Below are 15,850 nucleotides of genomic sequence, written 5' to 3' on the forward strand. Positions count from 1 at the left end.
CAATGAGACAGTTTTTCAAGAGTAAAAACGCCCTGTCGTGGACCATCGTCACGGCCATCGTCCTTGTTGTGGCCATTGTGGTCAACATCCTGGCCACCGGGATCCTGTTTGAACTGATCAACTCCTTTTTCAAGGGCAACACCGCTGAATTCGTGGGGGAGAACACCTCTCAGTACCAGGCCGACGAGGGCATCGCCACCAAGGCGGACGCCAAGGCCTACGGAGACGCGGTCACCCTTCAGGCCTGCGAGGAGGGCTTTGTGCTGCTGAAGAACAACGGCGCCCTCCCGCTGCAGTCCGACGAGACCAGAGTCAGCGTGTTCGGCAAGAACTCGGTGAACATGGCCTTCGGCGGCTCCGGCTCCGGCGGCGCGGTGGGCATCACGCCCAAGACCATCTTTGACAGCCTGACCGCCGTGGGAATCGAGTACAACCAGGCCCTGGTGGACTTCTACAACGACAACAGCCGGTCGGGCGCGGGCAGGGACAAGAACAACAGCGACCTGGACTCCGGCTCCAACGTGGCGCTGACCGAGAGCTTTGTGGGCGAGACGCCCGTCAGCAGCTATGACGACGCGCTGTGGGACTCCTGTGAGGACTACAAGGACGCCGCCTTCATCGTCATCACCCGCATCGGCGGCGAGGGCGCCGACCTGCCCCGCACGGAGAACGACCACGTGCTCAAGCTGCGGCCGGACGAGAAGGACCTGATCGCCGCGGTCAAGGGCCACGGCTTTGAGAAGATCATCCTGGTCCTGAACACGGCCTCCGCCATGGAGCTCAAGGACGTGGCCGAGGATGACCAGGTGGACGGCATCTTGTGGATCGGCTACACCGGCGAGGCGGGCATGATGGCCTTCGGCGAGGTGGTGACCGGCGCGGTGAACCCCTCGGGCAGAACGGTGGACACCTATGCCGCCGACTTCACCAAGGACCCCACCTGGAACAACTTCGGCGCCGCGCTGGGCTCTCCCACCGCCGGTATCACCGGCGACGCCTACTTCAGCACCGCCGGCAGAGGCATGGTGGACAGCAACGTCTATTTTGTGGACTACGAGGAGAGCGTGTACGTGGGCTACCGCTACTACGAGACCGCCTACGCCGAGGCCCAGGCGGGCAACTATCCCGGCTTTGACTACGACGAGGCGGTGGTCTACCCCTTCGGCTACGGCCTGAGCTACTCCGAGTTCAGCTGGGAGCTGGTAAACGCCTCTGAGATCCCCGCTACGCTGGATAAGGACACCTCTATTACCTTCCAGATAGAGGTATCCAACCTGAGCGACACCCCGGGCAAGGATGTGGTCCAGCTGTATGTCACGCCGCCCTACACGCCGGGCGGCATTGAGAAGCCGGCCAAGATCCTGGTGGGCTTTGCCAAGACCCCGGTGATCACAAAGGGGGAGCCCCAGATTGTGGAGATCACCGTGGACAGCCCCTATGCCTTTGCCTCCTATGACTGCTACGGCCTAAGCGGCACCCAGGGCTACATCGCGGAGAAGGGCGACTATACCTTCACCATCTCCACCGACGCCCACAACGCCAAGGACATGGAGAACGCCACGGTGACGGCCTCCATCGCCTCCGACATCATCTACGACACCGACCCCACCACCGGCTATGAGGTGAAAAACCTCTATACCGGCAACGAGGACGAGACGCTGGATTCCGACTGGCAGCTTCAGAGCCAGCTCTCCCGGAGCGACTTTGCCGGCACCTGGCCCCAGGTCCGCCCGGCGGAGGACAAGCAGATCGACGACGACACCACTTATACCGAGGATTTTATCAGCGCCATGACCTCCACGGAGCCCAACCCCAACCGGCCCGCTCAGGAGGACACTATGCCGGTCACCGGCGTGGACAGCGGCATTATGCTCAGCGACCTGGTGGGGGTGGCCTATGACGATGAAGAGGGCCTGTGGGACAAGTTCATGGACCAGCTCACCGTGGGCCAGATGACCGACCTCATCAACAAGGGCGCCTTCCACACCGAGATGATCGCCCAGTACGGCGTCCCCTCCACCCTGAGCTCCGACGGCCCGGCGGGCTGGGTGAACTTCATGCCCGGCTATGCCGAGTCCTTCGGCGGCTGCACCACCTACTGCTGCCAGGTGGTCTTCTCCTCCACCTGGAACGAGGACTGCCTGGCCGCCATGGGCAACGCCATCGGAAACGAGGGCATCATCGGCAACACCGAGCGGGGCGGCCTGCCCTACAGCAGCTGGTATGCCCCCGGCCTCAACATCCACCGCAGCCCCTTCGGCGGCAGAAACTTTGAGTACTACTCGGAGGACCCCTTCCTCAGCGGTAAGATGACCGCCGCGGTGGTCAAGGCGGCCGCCGACAAGGGCGTGTACTGCCACATCAAGCACTTCGCCCTCAACGAGCAGGAGACCCACCGGGCCAGCAACGGCGTGCTCACCTTTGCCACCGAGCAGGCCATGCGGGAGATCTACCTGAAGAGCTTTGAGATCGCCATCAAGGACTGCATCGCCTACGGTCAGGAGAATAATCACATCATGCCCATGGGCGTCATGTCCTCCTTCAACCGCATCGGGACCCGCTGGGCGGGCGGCGACTACCGGCTCATTACCGAGATCCTGCGCAATGAGTGGGGCTTTACAGGCTCCGTTATCTGCGACTTCAACACCTGTAACCACATGGTGGAAAAGGATATGTTCTACGCCGGCGGAGACCTGAACCTGCAGTTCGCGGGTCAGATGGTGTGGAATCCGGACGCCGGGAACGCCTCCGACGTGACCGTCCTGCGGTCGGCGGCCAAGAATGTCCTCTTCACTGTGGCCAACAGCAACGCCATGCGCGGAGAATTCAGAGCGATCATGCCCACCTGGATGGTGGTGATGATCGCTGTGGATGTGCTGCTGGGCGTGGGCCTGGCTGTGTGGGGCTTTTTTGCCGTCCGCAGTGGGCTGGAGAAGTGCAAGGAAGCGCCCGGCGCGTCCAAACAGCGGCTCAGACGGGAGAGAAACGGCTGACCCTCCCGCTGTACGCCCCATGAATTTACGTTTCCCCCTCCTTTCCCATAGCTCAGGCGCCCGGGACTTGTGCCCGGGCGCCTGAGACCATTTCTGTCCCATCACCATGGGCGGGGTTGTTTTTTCGAGGACCTTGCACTATAATTGGCGGGATAAAACGGATAAGGAGGAATATGCCATGTGGATCCTGTTTGCGGCCGGCTCCGCGTTTTTTGCAGGTATCACGGCAATTTTGGCGAAATGCGGCATAAAAAAGACGGATTCTGATGTGGCCACCGCTATTCGGACTATTATTGTTCTGATCTTCTCCTGGCTGATGGTGGCTTTGGTGGGCTCTGCGTCCCAGGTGTCCCAGATCTCGGCCTACACCTGGCTCTTTCTGATCCTGTCCGGCCTGGCCACGGGGGCCTCCTGGCTGTGCTATTTCCGGGCGCTCCAGATGGGAGACGTCAACAAAGTGGTGCCCATTGATAAGTGCAGCACCGTGCTGACCGTACTGCTGGCCTTCCTTTTGCTGGGCGAGCCCATCAGCCCCAAAAAGCTCATCGGCCTGCTGGCCATCGGCGGCGGCACGCTGCTGATGATCCAGAAGAAGGAGAGCACCGGACAGGCAAAGGGACGCTCCTGGCTGCTCTATGCCGTCTTGTCCGCCGTCTTTGCCAGCCTGACCTCTATCTTCGGGAAGATCGGCATCACCGGCGTGGAGTCCAACCTGGGCACCGCCCTGCGCACCGGCGTGGTGCTGGTGATGGCCTGGCTGGTGGTGTTCGTGAAGGGAAAGCAGAGTATGGCCAGACAGGTGCCGGGAAAAGAGCTGGTGTTTATCCTCCTGTCGGGCATCGCCACCGGCGCGTCCTGGCTGTGCTACTACCGGGCCCTTCAGGACGGCCCGGCCAGCGTGGTGGTGCCCATCGACAAGCTGAGCATCCTGGTGAGCATCGCCTTCTCCTATGTGGTGTTCCGGGAGCGGCTGTCGAAAAAGGCAGCCATTGGCCTGCTGTGCATCGTCCTGGGCACCCTGATGATGCTGTGACAAGCGCTGGAAGACAGAAGACGCCGCCCAAATGGGCGGCGTCTTCCTTATATATATGGTTTTCAGAACAAACGCGAGGGATGCTCCGGTCTTTACAGCACCTGGCCCACCAGGCCGTCCCCATAAAGATCTGTAATATTGACATCTTTGATTACGTTGTGTAGTGACTCGCCCCGGGCCATGACCTCCACATAGTTGGGGGCGTGGCCACGCCACAGGCCGTTTTTCTCCTCCTCGAAGAGGACGGGGAGGGAGGAACCCACCCACTGCTCCAGATAGGCGGCCTTGAGCCGTGCGGCCAGTTCACCGGCCCGGGCGGCCCGCTCCTCCTTGACGGCGTTGGGCACCTGGTCGGCCATCTTGGCCGCCGGTGTGCCGGTGCGGCGGGAGTAGGGGAAGATGTGCATGGCGGAGAAGGCGCACTTTTCCACAAATTCCAGGGTGGCGGTGAACTCCTCCTCGGTCTCGCCGGGGAAGCCCACGATCAGATCTGTGGTGATGGCGGGGCGGTCAAAAAATCCGCGGAGTAATGTAACACTCTCATAATACCGTTCGGTATCATATCTCCGGTTCATCCGCTTCAAAACGGCGTCGCAGCCGCTCTGCATGGACAGGTGGAAATGGGGGCACAGGTTGGGCAGGGCGGCGGCCCGGCGGCAGAAGTCCTCGGTGATGGTGCGGGGCTCCAGGCTGCCCAGCCGCACCCGCAGATCGGGCACGGCACGGCAGATGCCCTCCACCAGGTCGATGAGTCTGGTGCCGTCCCGGAACTCGTGGCCCCAGGAGGAGATCTCGATGCCGGTGAGGACGATCTCCCGGTAGCCGTCCCCGGCCAGCTTCTCCGCCTGCTCCACGGCGGCAGCCAGGGGCAGGGAGCGCACCGGCCCCCGGGCGTAGGGGATGATGCAGTAGGTGCAGAAGTTGACACAGCCGTCCTCCACCTTGAGCATGGCCCGGGTGCGGCCCTCCAGGCCGCCGGCGGGCAGCTGCTCAAAGCTGCGGTGGGTCATGATGTTGTCCACCAGCACTTCGGGGGCCAGCTCCGCCTCCGCTCTGACCAGGCCGGAGAGCCGCTCCACCTCGTTGAGGAAGCCCAGGCGGTCCCCGGTGCCCGAAACCAGGTCCACCCCCAGGGCGGCCACGTCATCCGGCGCGGTCTGGGCGTAGCAGCCGCAGACCGCCACCACGGCTGCCGGATTGCGCTTCTTGGCCCGGCGGATGGCGTTGCGGGACTTGCGGTCGCTCACCGCGGTGACGGTGCAGGTGTTGATGATGTAGGCGTCGGCCTCCTCCTCAAAGGGGACCAGGGTGTGGCCCCGGCGGAGCAGCTCGGTCTCCAGGGCCTGGGTCTCGTACTGATTGACCTTGCAGCCAAGGGTATAGATCGCGTATCGCATGGTTATCCCTCTCAAGATTCCGCCTCCCCGGACTTTCCCCCTATGGTGTAAACGGCGAAAATGCGGGAGAAGCGGAATTTATGTTTGTAATTTGCGGGTGTGGTGCTATAATGGTAGCGGATTCCACAAGCAGAATTTGCCGCTCAGACTATTTTATCAGCCCGGCGGCAGATTGTACAGACCAAAACCACAGGAGGCAAAATTACCATGCAGACCTTTTTCGTGTCCCTCACTTCCATCTCCGATGTGAAGAAGTTCGTGGATGCGGCCAGCCGCTGCTCCTCTGAGATCGACGTGCTCTCCGGCCGCTATGTGATCAACGCCAAGTCCATCATGGGCCTTTTCTCCCTGGACCTGGCCAAGCCCGTGAAGGTGGAGTTCCACGGTACCGACGCTGAGAGCGAGACCTTCCGCAAGGACATCGCCGCGCTCATCGCGGAGGACGGGGAGTAATTCCCCACCTCCGGAGCCGCCCGGCGCTGCCGCCCTACAAGGACGGCGGATCTGGGTCAACCGGGCGGAGCCCCCGAAATGGGGACTCCGCTTTTTGATAACCGAGACAGAGAGGGAGGCGGGGGAATGGCCTACAACTTTTTCGCCTATATCGCCCGGATGAAGTACATCAGCCGCTGGGGCCTCATGCGCAATTCGGTGCAGGAGAACATCCAGGAGCACTCCCACATGGTGGCGGTGCTGGCCCACACCCTGGCTGTCATCCGCCGGGACGTGGTGGGGGAGGACTGCGACCCGGGCGCCGCCGCGGTGGCGGCGCTGTACCACGACGCGCCGGAGATCTTCACCGGCGACCTGCCCACCCCCGTGAAATACTACAACCCGGAGATCCGGGACGCCTACAAGGCGGTGGAGGCGGTGTCGGCGGACAAGCTGCTGTCCATGCTGCCCGACCAGCTGCGCCCCGCCTACGCGCCCTGGCTGCGGGAGGAGTACGACCCGTCCCTCCGGGCCCTGGTGAAGGCGGCGGACAAGCTCTCCGCCCACATCAAGTGCGTGGAGGAGGTCAAGGCGGGCAACAATGAGTTCCGCCAGGCCGCCATACAGACCCTGGAGGCGGTGGAGGCCATGAATTTGCCCGAAGCTGCCTACTTTATCGAGCATTTTCTGCCCGCGTTCGGGCTTACACTGGATGAACTGCAATAAATGAGAGGGGTTGTGAAGCAAATGCGAGCCATCGTCACTGTCATCGGCAAGGACCAGGTGGGCATCATCGCCTCGGTCTGCGCCCTGCTCTCCGAGCACAATGTCAACGTCCTGGACATCAGCCAGACCATTCTCCAGGGGTACTTCACCATGATCATGCTGGTGGACGCCTCCCAGACCACCGTCCCCTTCGCCCAGCTGGTCACCGATCTGGAGCAGGCCGGCAAGGAGAAGGGTGTGGTGATCCACGCCCAGCGGGAAGAGATCTTCAACGCCATGCATACCATTTGAGGTGCCTGCCATGCTGAATCAACACGACATTCTGTCCACCATCAACATGATCGACCAGCAGCACCTGGACATCCGCACCATCACCATGGGCATCTCCCTGCTGGACTGCGCCGACCCCGACCCCAAGGCCGCCTGCCGCAAGATCTACGACAAGATCACCCGCCGGGCGGAGAAGCTGGTGTCCACCGGCGAGGACATCGAGCGGGAGTTCGGCATCCCCATCGTCAACAAGCGCATCTCGGTGACCCCCATGGCCCTGGTGGCCGGAGCCTCCGAGACCGAGGACTTTGTCCCCTTCGCCAAGGCCATGGACGACGCGGCCAAGGCGGTGGGGGTCAACTTCATCGGCGGCTTCTCCGCCCTGGTGCAGAAGGGCGCCACCTCCGGCGACCGGCGGCTCATCGCCTCCATCCCCGAGGCCCTGGCCACCACCGAGTTCGTCTGCTCCTCCGTCAACGTGGGCTCCACCAAGGCGGGCATCAACATGGACGCGGTGGCTGAGATGGGCCGCATCATCAAGGCCACGGCGGAGCGCACCGCCGACCGGGGCGGCTTCGGCTGCGCCAAGCTGGTGGTGTTCTGCAACGCGGTGGAGGACAACCCCTTCATGGCCGGCGCCTTCCACGGGGTGGGCGAGCCGGAGAAGGTCATCAACGTGGGGGTCTCCGGCCCCGGCGTGGTGTACCACGCCCTCCAGGGGGTGAAGGGGCAGCCCTTCGACGTGGTGGCCGAGACCATCAAAAAGACCGCCTTCCGTATCACCCGCATGGGCCAGCTGGTGGCCCAGGAGGCCAGCCGCCGGCTGGACGTGCCCTTCGGCATTGTGGACCTGTCCCTGGCCCCCACCCCCGCCATCGGCGACTCCGTGGCCCGTATCCTGGAGGAGATGGGCCTGGAGGTCTGCGGCACCCACGGCACCACCGCCGCCCTGGCCCTCCTCAACGACGCCGTCAAGAAGGGCGGCGTCATGGCCTCCTCCCACGTGGGCGGCCTGAGCGGCGCCTTTATCCCCGTCAGCGAGGATGAGGGCATGATCGCCGCCGCCGCCTCCGGCGCCCTCCACCTGGACAAGCTGGAGGCCATGACCTGCGTCTGCTCTGTGGGCCTGGATATGATCGCCGTGCCCGGCGACACCACCGCCGAGACCATCTCCGCCATCATCGCCGACGAGGCCGCCATCGGCATGGTCAACTCCAAGACCACCGCCGTGCGCGTGATCCCCGGTCCCGGCACCAAGGTGGGCGACACGGTGGAGTTCGGCGGCCTGCTGGGCTCCGCGCCGGTGATGCCGGTGCACCCCTTCGGCTCGGAGAAATTTGTCCAGCGCGGCGGCCGGATTCCGGCCCCCATGCAGAGCCTGAAGAACTGAGACGGCCGCCGCGGGGCCCCATCTGTGATGGGGCGGCGCTTGCGCCGTACAAGCGTTTTTCCCGGAGGGAAAAACCTTGGCGCAGGCGGAATTTAATTCCGCCGAGCAGGTGAAATCAATTCAGGGTTCCCAGCCGGGCGTGCCCGGCTGGGAGTGGCCGGATTCCTGCGCCCATGCAGAGCCTGAAGAACTGAAAAACGTCCCGCAGGAGCGGGATAAGCTCCGGCGCGGCGCTGAAAATGCTCCGCGCCGGAGTGCTATTTTCGGCTCATTTTCCTCTAGGAAAACGGGCCGGTTTGGTGTATACTTTTGCCACTGGGATATCCCCTGTTATACTGATGAGGAGGCTGTTTGATATGCCCAAGGTTGACGCATCCAATGCGCTGAATTTCCTGCCCGAAAACTGGCTGACCGGCCGTGAGGCCGACCTGACCGAGGCCCATGCCATGCTCCAGGAGGGCCGCGGCCCCGGCTCTGATTTCCTGGGCTGGGTCCACCTGCCCGAGAACTACGACAAGGAGGAGTACGCCCGCATCAAGGCCGCCGCGGCCAAGATCCGCTCCGACTCCCAGGCCCTGGTGGTCATCGGCATCGGCGGCTCCTACCTGGGCGCCCGCGCCGTCATCGAGCTGCTGGGCTCCCCCAACTACAACCTGTGCAAGAAGGACGGCCCTGAGATCTACTTCGTGGGCAACGGCCTGTCCACCGACGCCATGCTGGAAGTGATGGAGCAGCTCAAGGGCAAGGACTGGTCCATCAACGTCATCTCCAAGTCCGGCACCACCACCGAGCCCGCTGTGGCCTTCCGTATCTTCAAGGCCATGCTGGAGGAGAAGTACGGCAAGGAGGGCGCCAAGGGCCGCATCTACGCCACCACCGACGCCCACAAGGGCGCCCTGAAGGGCCTGGCCGACGCCGAGGGCTATGAGGAGTTCGTGGTGCCCGACGACGTGGGCGGCCGCTACTCCGTCCTCACCGCTGTGGGCCTGCTGCCCATCGCCGCCGCCGGCATCGACATCGACGCCCTGATGGCCGGCGCCCATGAGGCCATGGAGACCCTGGCCAAGCCCGGCATGGACAACCCCGCCTGGCAGTACGCCGCCGCCCGCAACGGCCTGTATGACGGCGGCAAGAAGATCGAGCTGCTGGCCTGCTACGAGCCTTCCTTCCGTTTCTTCGCCGAGTGGTGGAAGCAGCTCTACGGCGAGAGCGAGGGCAAGGAGGGCAAGGGTATCTTCCCCGCCAGCGTGGAGTTCACCGCTGACCTGCACTCCATGGGCCAGTATATCCAGGAGGGCGAGCGCCACCTGTTCGAGACCGTGGTCCGCTTTGCCGAGTGCGACGGCCAGATCATCATCCCCAACGACCCCGACAATGTGGACGGCCTGAACTTCCTCTCCGGCAAGCCCCTGTCCTTTGTGGCCGAGAAGGCCTTCCAGGGCGTGGTGCTGGCCCATGTGGACGGCGGCGTGCCCAACCTGTCCGTCACCGTGCCCAAGCGTACCGCCAACGCCGTGGGCCAGCTGATCTACTTCTTCGAGTACTCCTGCGGCCTGTCCGGCCACCTGCTGAAGGTCAACCCCTTCAACCAGCCCGGCGTGGAGGCCTACAAGAAGAACATGTTCGCCCTGCTGGGCAAGCCCGGCTATGAGGACCGCAAGGCCGAGCTGGAGGCCCGGCTGAACGGCTGAGCCATCTCCGGCCTTGCGTGCGCCGCGGATGCGGCGTCCCAAGGGTTTTGCGGAGCAAAACCTTGATGCGAGGGCGGATTCACTCCGCCCCGCAGATTAAGGAAACGGGGTCCCCGCGGAATCAGGGATTCCGTGGGGCCGAGCTGGAGGCCCGGCTGAACGGCTGAGTGCAAGACGCCTGAACAAGGGTTAAAAGGAAAAAATTGTGTCCAAAATCATACTGCCCGGACGGATTTTCCTCCGCCCGGGCAGTATTGGTTAAGCGTGCCAATGGGGCCCCCTGGAAACATGAAATTTTAGTGAACTTGTGCAAAGCGGTTGCAATCCGGTTGGATAAATGGTAACATAGAGGCACAAGGTCGGGAGCGTCCCGGCGTACAATGTAAGGAGTGATTAATATGGTGAGAGTGATCATGGGTGTCAAGGGCACCGGCAAGACCAAGCAGATGATCGAGCTCATTAACTCTGCCGTGCATAGCGAGAACGGAAACGTGGTCTGCATTGAGCGCGGCCCCAAGCTGACCTACGATATTCATTATAAGATCCGCCTGGTGGAGGCGTCCCACTACGAGATGAAGTCTTTTGAGTTCATGAAGGGCTTCATCAGCGGCCTCTACGCCGGCGACTACGATATCACCCACATCTTCATCGACAGCCTGACCAAGATCGTCCCCTCCGAGCCCGGCGACGCCGCTGTGGAGGACTTCCTGGATTGGCTCAACACCTTCAGCGAGAAGAACAACATCAAGTTCACCGTCACCATCAGCGCTGACGCCAGCCTGGCCACTGAGGGTGTGAAGAAGTACTTCTGAGCACAACGTATGCCCGTGCCCCCGGAGGGATCTCCCTCCGGGGGTTTTTCCACGCCCTTTGGGACAGGGGCGGGGAGGACAGGCCCTATCCCAAGGGGCCGGAAAGGGGAGAATACCATGCAGCAAGACCTGACCCGGGGGAGAGTCACCCGATCCATGCTGCTCTTTGCCCTGCCCATGATCCTGGGCAACCTGCTCCAGCAGCTCTATAACGTGGCCGACACCCTGATCGTGGGCCGCTGCCTGGGACCGGACGCCCTGGCGGCGGTGGGCTCCTCCTACTCCTTGATGACCTTTCTTACCTCCATCCTGTTGGGGCTGTGTATGGGCAGCGGGGTATACTTCTCCATGCTCTTTGGCAGTCGGGAGGAGGAGAAGCTGCGGGAGAGCATTTTTGTGTCCTTTGTGGTCATCGCCATTGCCGCTGCCCTGCTCAACGGGGTGGTCATGGCGCTGACAGACCCCATCCTCCGGGCGCTGCAGATTCAGGTCCAGGTGTACGACATGACCCGGGCCTATGTGCGGGTGGTCTTTCTGGGCATTCCCTTTACCTTCCTCTATAATTACTTTGCGTCTCTCCTCCGTGCCATCGGCAACTCGGTGGTGCCCCTGGTGTTTCTGGGGGTGAGCGCGGTGCTGAACATCGGGCTGGACCTGGTGTTCGTGCTGGTGCTGAAACGGGGAGTGGCCGGCGCGGCAGAGGCCACGGTCATCTCCCAGGCGGTCTCGGCGGCCTGCATCGCCCTGTACGCCTTCTGCAAGGCGCCTCAGCTCCGCCCGCGCCGGTCCGAGATACGGCTGCGGCGGGAGACCGTGGGCAAGATCTTTTCCTACTCCTTCCTCACCTGCGTGCAGCAGTCGGTGATGAACTTCGGCATCCTGATGATCCAGGGCCTGGTCAACAGCTTCGGCGTGGACGTGATGGCCGCCTTTGCCGCCGCGGTGAAGATCGACTCCTTCGCCTACATGCCGGTCCAGGACTTCGGCAACGCCTTCTCCACCTTCATCGCCCAGAACTACGGCGCGGGCAGAGTGGACCGCATTCGGGCGGGTATCCGCTCCGCCGTAGCCACCGCCCTGGCCTTCTGTGTGGTCATCTCGGTGCTGGTGTTCGCCTTTGCCGGGCCCCTGATGACCATCTTCGTGGCGCCGGAGGAGACCGGTATCATCGCCATCGGCGTGGAGTACCTGCGCATCGAGGGGGCCTGCTACTGCGGTATCGGCTGCCTCTTTCTGCTCTACGGCCTCTACCGGGCCCTGGGCCGTCCCGGCATGTCGGTGGTGCTCACCGTGATCTCCCTGGGTACACGGGTGGCCCTGGCCTATCTGCTGGCCCCCATTCCCGCCATCGGTCTGCCCGGTATCTGGTGGGCCATTCCCATTGGCTGGGTGCTGGCCGACGCCGTGGGCCTGGGCTTCTACCGGCTGAGAGAACGAAAACAGCTGGAACAGCTGAAAACACAGCAAAAGACCGTCCCCGTGTGAGGGGACGGTCTTTTGCTGTAAATGGAGCACAGTCCATTCCAATGTGGCGGGGGCAGGTGAGGATCGAACTCACCGGGGCGGGACCGCCGCCCCCAACGGTTTTGAAGACCGCGGGGCTCACCAGATACCCTTCTGCCCCCATCGGGCTGTCAAAACCTAATTATATCACAGATTTTCCCGCCGGAGAACCCTGTAATTTCCCTCCCGGCGGGTAAGCCCCTCCGAATCCCAGTGCTCCAGCAGCAGCAGGGCGTATTTCCGGCTGACGCCCAGCCTGTCCCGGAACCGGGCCAGGGTGAGGGCGGGGGAGTCCTGAAACAGATCCAGCAGCAGAGCACGGGCGCGCTCCAGGGGGCGGCGGTGGATGCGGCAGCCCTCCCCCAGAGGCACCAGGATGCCCTGCCGGGTCATGGCGGTCATTACCTGGCGGCAGGCGGAGGCGTCAGGGCCGAAGGCGGCCTCCACGGCGGCGTCCTCCGGGGCCTCCAGCCCGGCCCTGCGGTACAGGACCTCCAGCCGGTCCCGGACTTTGGCCAGCTCCGGGGTGTATCTGGGGCGGAACCCGGGGCGAAATACCAGGCCGTTCCGCCGCCGGAGCACGCCCTGTCCCTCCAGCGCGGCCGCCAGGGCTTCAGACGGGGCGCCGCCGTCAGGCAGCAGTCGGGCGCACAGAAGCTGCTCCACCATGCCGGGCTCCAGGGGCCGGGCGGCATGCCAGCCGTCCAGAAGAGCCGCAGCCCGGCCGGCCAGGGCCTCCAGGGCCTGGGCAGACAGCCAGGCCGTGCCCAGGGGGATGGCCTTCTCTTCCCGGGCCAGGGCCTCCAGGGCTGCCAGCCCCTCCGCCTGAGACAGCCCGGCAGCCATGGCCAGGGCCTCCGGGGCGCTGGGGACAGCCTGTCCAGCCAGCGCCGCCGCCATACGGCGGAGCGGGTCGGGAGAGGCCAGGGCGGCCAGCCGATCCGCCAGGCCTGGGTCCTTTTTTTTGTGGTGAGGGGACAGGTCCAGCAGCACGCCGCCGCCTATTGTGGCCACCGGGGAGAAAAAGCGGACCACAAAGCGGTCCCCCACCCGGGCGGCCATGGGGGCGGACAGCCGGAGCTGGGCAAAGCAGGTCTGACCGGGCAGCAGCTCGGTCCGGTCGAAGAACACGCACCGGCAGAGCAAGGCGGCGGCGCCGTGGTGGAGGTGGAGCTGGGCGCCGTGTTTGACGGAGAAGGGGGCGTCGGCCAGCAGGGTCAGCGTTACGTCCGCCCGGTCGGTGAGGGCCATGGAGCCGGGGGCGGCCAGGGTGTCCCCCTTGCGGATGGAATCCGTCTCGCCGGAGAGCAGCAGGGCGGCCCGGCTCCCGGCCTCCAGCCGTTCCGCCTCCGCACCGTGGCGCTGGAGCCCCCGCACCCGCACCGTCCCATGTCCGGGGTACAGCGCTAATGTGTCGCCGGCGGCCACCTGCCCGGCGGCCACAGTGCCCGCCGCCACGGTCCCCCGGCCCTGGAGAGAGAAGAGCCGGTCCACCTCCAGCCGGAAGGGCAGGTCTGTCCGCCGCCTGCGGGGGGAGAGGGAGGCCACAGCCGCCCGCAGCTCGTCCAGTCCCAGCCCGGTCCTGGACGACACAGGGACGACGGGGGCGCCCTCCAGAAAGGTGCCCGCCGTCAGGGCGGCGACAGCCGCTTTCACCTGGGTCAGGCGGCTTTCATCCGCCAGATCCGCTTTGGTGACGGCCACCACACCCGCCTCCATGCCCAGCAGGGCGCACAGGGCCAGGTGCTCCCTGGTCTGGGGCATGACGCCCTCAACGGCGGCCACGGTGAGGAGCACCCCGTCCGCCCCCGCCGCCCCGGAGAGCATGTTGCGGATAAATTTCTCATGGCCGGGCACGTCCACCAGGTCGGCCTCACCGCCGCCAGGCAGGGAAAGGACGGCAAAGCCCGGCTCAATGGTCAGGCCGCGCCGCTTCTCCTCGGCCAGGGTGTCGGTGTCCGTACCGGTGAGGGCCTTGACCAGGGCGGTCTTTCCGTGGTCCACGTGGCCCGCCACGGCCAGAATCAGGTGATTCACCGGTGTGTCCCCCTTACCGCCTCCGCCGCCCGGAGGATCTCAGCCGCATCTTCCTCTGTCAGGGTGCGCACGTCCAGCAGAAGGGCGCCGCGGTGGATGCGGCAGAGGATGGGCACCGCATGGCGGCGGAAATGGGCCTCCAGCCCCTCGGGCACGCCGGGTCCGGCGGTGACGGCGGCGCAGAAGCCGGGCAATTCCTCGTTGGGCATGGAGCCGCCCCCCACCTGTCCGGCGCAGGGAAGGACGGACACGGTGTACGCCGTCCCCAGGGCGCGCCCCAGCCCGGCGGCCAGCTCCTCCGCCCGTCGGTGGAGGTCGTCCGGCGGGGCGTTGAGCATGGACAGCACGGGCAGGGCCTCACGGGCCCCCTCCGGGTCTCGGAGCAGGAGCAGGGTGGCCTCCAGGGCGGCCAGGGACAGCTTGTCGATGCGCACCACCCGGGCCAGGGGGTGGCGCTTCATGGCGTCGATGTACTGCTTTTTCCCCAGCACGATGCCCGCCTGAGGGCCGCCCAGCAGCTTGTCCCCGGAGAAGCACACCACATCCGCCCCGTCGGCCAGAGCCGCCGCCGCGCTGGGGGCGGCGGGGAGGGCGGGAAGACTCTGGGAAGAGAGAACACAGCTGCCCAGGTCGCACAGCAGGGGCACGCTGTGGGCCGCCGCCAGTCCGGCGAGCTGGGACAGGGGGGTGTCCTCGGTGAAGCCCACGATCTGGTAATTGCTGGTGTGGACCTTCAGCAGGGCCTGGGCCTCCTGGGAGAGCAGGACCCGCTCATAGTCGGACGAGCGGGTCTTGTTGGTGGTGCCCACCTCCCGGAGGAGCGCGCCGCTGGCCGCCATGATCTCGGGCACCCGGAAGGCGCCGCCGATCTCCACCAGCTCCCCACGGGACACGGCCACCCCCTTGCCTGCCGCCAGGGCGGAGAGCATGAGAAACACGGCGGCGGCGTTGTTGTTCACCGCCATGGCCGCCTCCGCCCCGGTAAGGGAGCAGAGGAGGGATTCCACATGGCTGTGGCGGCTGCCCCGGCAGGCGTTGTCCAGGTCGTACTCCAGGTTGGAGTAGCCCTCTGCCGCCTCCCGGACCGCCTCCGCCGCCCGGTGGGCCAGGGGCGCCCGGCCCAGGTTGGTGTGGAGCACCACGCCGGTGGCGTTGATGACCTTCCGCAGGCCCGGGCGGCACAGGGCCCCGGCCGCCGCGGCGATCTCTCCGGCCAGAACGTCCACAGGCGGTACGGCGGCCCCGTTCACAACAGACCGCCGGACCTCCTCCAGTCTGCCCCGGGCGGCCTGGCGGATGAGGGCGTAGGGCAGGACCTTCCGGGCGGCGAGCAGGGTGGGGTGGGACAGCAGAACGTCCATTTTGGGCAGGGCGCGGAGCGGATTTTCACACATGGACAGCACCTCCGGGGGAAATTTTTGCACAGCGGGTCGGTTCAGCAGCTATCATTATAGCACAGATGTGTCCCCGATGGGCCAGGATTTGTCCTCATCCAGCAGGGCGAGAGGCGAGGTGTTCAGGGCGGCGGCCAGCTGTGCTGGCCTTCCAATGTGCCAGAGATGGATT

13 protein-coding genes and 1 tRNA gene are annotated in these 15,850 nt (G+C 64.8%); 10 read left to right on the forward strand and 4 right to left on the reverse strand.

The genetic code is table 11. The features are described 5' to 3' along the window. Nucleotides 1-2: 2 nt before the first annotated feature. Entirely contained in the window at nucleotides 3-2,993 is a 2,991-nt protein-coding gene (locus Q0K23_RS01115; protein ID WP_294516830.1) for a glycoside hydrolase family 3 C-terminal domain-containing protein, read from the forward strand. A 178-nt stretch (nucleotides 2,994-3,171) separates the two neighbouring features. Further along, nucleotides 3,172-4,026, forward strand: a complete 855-nt coding sequence (locus tag Q0K23_RS01120) for an EamA family transporter (RefSeq protein WP_294516832.1) — start codon at nucleotides 3,172-3,174, stop codon at nucleotides 4,024-4,026. Nucleotides 4,027-4,118: 92 nt separating this feature from the next. Here the strand turns inward: Q0K23_RS01120 and mtaB are convergent, their stop codons facing one another. After that, nucleotides 4,119-5,423: a tRNA (N(6)-L-threonylcarbamoyladenosine(37)-C(2))-methylthiotransferase MtaB gene (gene mtaB, locus Q0K23_RS01125; protein ID WP_294516834.1), complete on the reverse strand. Its 1,305-nt coding sequence runs from the start codon at nucleotides 5,421-5,423 to the stop codon at nucleotides 4,119-4,121. A 207-nt stretch (nucleotides 5,424-5,630) separates the two neighbouring features. Between mtaB and Q0K23_RS01130 the strand changes: the two genes are divergently transcribed. The 8 genes from Q0K23_RS01130 (at nucleotide 5,631) to Q0K23_RS01165 (ending at nucleotide 12,229) form a co-directional block, all read left to right on the forward strand. Continuing rightward, on the forward strand, nucleotides 5,631-5,876 hold the full coding sequence (locus Q0K23_RS01130) for an HPr family phosphocarrier protein (protein WP_294516836.1): 246 nt from the start codon (nucleotides 5,631-5,633) through the stop codon (nucleotides 5,874-5,876). Between the two features lie 126 nt (nucleotides 5,877-6,002). Beyond that, nucleotides 6,003-6,581: a 5'-deoxynucleotidase gene (gene yfbR, locus Q0K23_RS01135; protein ID WP_294516838.1), complete on the forward strand. Its 579-nt coding sequence runs from the start codon at nucleotides 6,003-6,005 to the stop codon at nucleotides 6,579-6,581. Nucleotides 6,582-6,602: 21 nt separating this feature from the next. Continuing rightward, entirely contained in the window at nucleotides 6,603-6,872 is a 270-nt protein-coding gene (locus tag Q0K23_RS01140; RefSeq protein WP_006575283.1) for an ACT domain-containing protein, read from the forward strand. A 10-nt stretch (nucleotides 6,873-6,882) separates the two neighbouring features. Continuing rightward, a complete protein-coding gene (locus tag Q0K23_RS01145; RefSeq protein ID WP_294516840.1) occupies nucleotides 6,883-8,241 on the forward strand; it encodes a PFL family protein in 1,359 nt (452 codons plus the stop codon). Between the two features lie 76 nt (nucleotides 8,242-8,317). Next, on the forward strand, nucleotides 8,318-8,596 hold the full coding sequence (locus Q0K23_RS01150) for a hypothetical protein (RefSeq protein ID WP_294516842.1): 279 nt from the start codon (nucleotides 8,318-8,320) through the stop codon (nucleotides 8,594-8,596). 1 nt (nucleotide 8,597) lies between these two features. Further along, the gene (locus Q0K23_RS01155) at nucleotides 8,598-9,932 is read left to right on the forward strand and encodes a glucose-6-phosphate isomerase (RefSeq protein WP_294516844.1); all 1,335 of its coding nucleotides are present in this window, start codon (nucleotides 8,598-8,600) and stop codon (nucleotides 9,930-9,932) included. A 398-nt stretch (nucleotides 9,933-10,330) separates the two neighbouring features. Further along, nucleotides 10,331-10,744: a hypothetical protein gene (locus Q0K23_RS01160; RefSeq protein ID WP_294516846.1), complete on the forward strand. Its 414-nt coding sequence runs from the start codon at nucleotides 10,331-10,333 to the stop codon at nucleotides 10,742-10,744. Between the two features lie 117 nt (nucleotides 10,745-10,861). Next, nucleotides 10,862-12,229: an MATE family efflux transporter gene (locus Q0K23_RS01165; protein ID WP_294516849.1), complete on the forward strand. Its 1,368-nt coding sequence runs from the start codon at nucleotides 10,862-10,864 to the stop codon at nucleotides 12,227-12,229. Nucleotides 12,230-12,273: 44 nt separating this feature from the next. Here Q0K23_RS01165 and Q0K23_RS01170 read toward each other — a convergent pair. The 3 genes from Q0K23_RS01170 to selA all read right to left on the reverse strand — a co-directional run bounded on the left by Q0K23_RS01170 (nucleotide 12,274) and on the right by selA (nucleotide 15,678). Further along, nucleotides 12,274-12,369, reverse strand: a tRNA-Sec gene (locus Q0K23_RS01170). Between the two features lie 25 nt (nucleotides 12,370-12,394). Further along, a complete protein-coding gene (gene selB, locus Q0K23_RS01175) occupies nucleotides 12,395-14,284 on the reverse strand; it encodes a selenocysteine-specific translation elongation factor (RefSeq protein ID WP_294516851.1) in 1,890 nt (629 codons plus the stop codon). After that, a complete protein-coding gene (gene selA, locus Q0K23_RS01180) occupies nucleotides 14,281-15,678 on the reverse strand; it encodes an L-seryl-tRNA(Sec) selenium transferase (RefSeq protein WP_294516853.1) in 1,398 nt (465 codons plus the stop codon). Before selA ends, selB begins: the two co-directional genes overlap by 4 nt. Nucleotides 15,679-15,850: the final 172 nt, after the last annotated feature.

The organism is uncultured Pseudoflavonifractor sp. (assembly GCF_944387275.1).
GTDB lineage: Bacteria > Bacillota > Clostridia > Oscillospirales > Oscillospiraceae > Pseudoflavonifractor > Pseudoflavonifractor intestinihominis.

What these genes read in the sequence shown, in the direction of transcription:
- Q0K23_RS01140 (WP_006575283.1), top strand. Translation starts at nt 6,603, where the DNA reads ATGCGAGCCATCGTCACTGTCATCGGCAAGGACCAGGTGGGCATCATC.
- Q0K23_RS01120 (WP_294516832.1), top strand. Translation starts at nt 3,172, where the DNA reads ATGTGGATCCTGTTTGCGGCCGGCTCCGCGTTTTTTGCAGGTATCACG.
- yfbR (WP_294516838.1), top strand. Translation starts at nt 6,003, where the DNA reads ATGGCCTACAACTTTTTCGCCTATATCGCCCGGATGAAGTACATCAGC.
- mtaB (WP_294516834.1), bottom strand. Translation starts at nt 5,423, where the DNA reads ATGCGATACGCGATCTATACCCTTGGCTGCAAGGTCAATCAGTACGAG.
- selA (WP_294516853.1), bottom strand. Translation starts at nt 15,678, where the DNA reads ATGTGTGAAAATCCGCTCCGCGCCCTGCCCAAAATGGACGTTCTGCTG.
- Q0K23_RS01160 (WP_294516846.1), top strand. Translation starts at nt 10,331, where the DNA reads ATGGTGAGAGTGATCATGGGTGTCAAGGGCACCGGCAAGACCAAGCAG.
- Q0K23_RS01115 (WP_294516830.1), top strand. Translation starts at nt 3, where the DNA reads ATGAGACAGTTTTTCAAGAGTAAAAACGCCCTGTCGTGGACCATCGTC.
- Q0K23_RS01145 (WP_294516840.1), top strand. Translation starts at nt 6,883, where the DNA reads ATGCTGAATCAACACGACATTCTGTCCACCATCAACATGATCGACCAG.
- Q0K23_RS01155 (WP_294516844.1), top strand. Translation starts at nt 8,598, where the DNA reads ATGCCCAAGGTTGACGCATCCAATGCGCTGAATTTCCTGCCCGAAAAC.
- Q0K23_RS01130 (WP_294516836.1), top strand. Translation starts at nt 5,631, where the DNA reads ATGCAGACCTTTTTCGTGTCCCTCACTTCCATCTCCGATGTGAAGAAG.
- Q0K23_RS01165 (WP_294516849.1), top strand. Translation starts at nt 10,862, where the DNA reads ATGCAGCAAGACCTGACCCGGGGGAGAGTCACCCGATCCATGCTGCTC.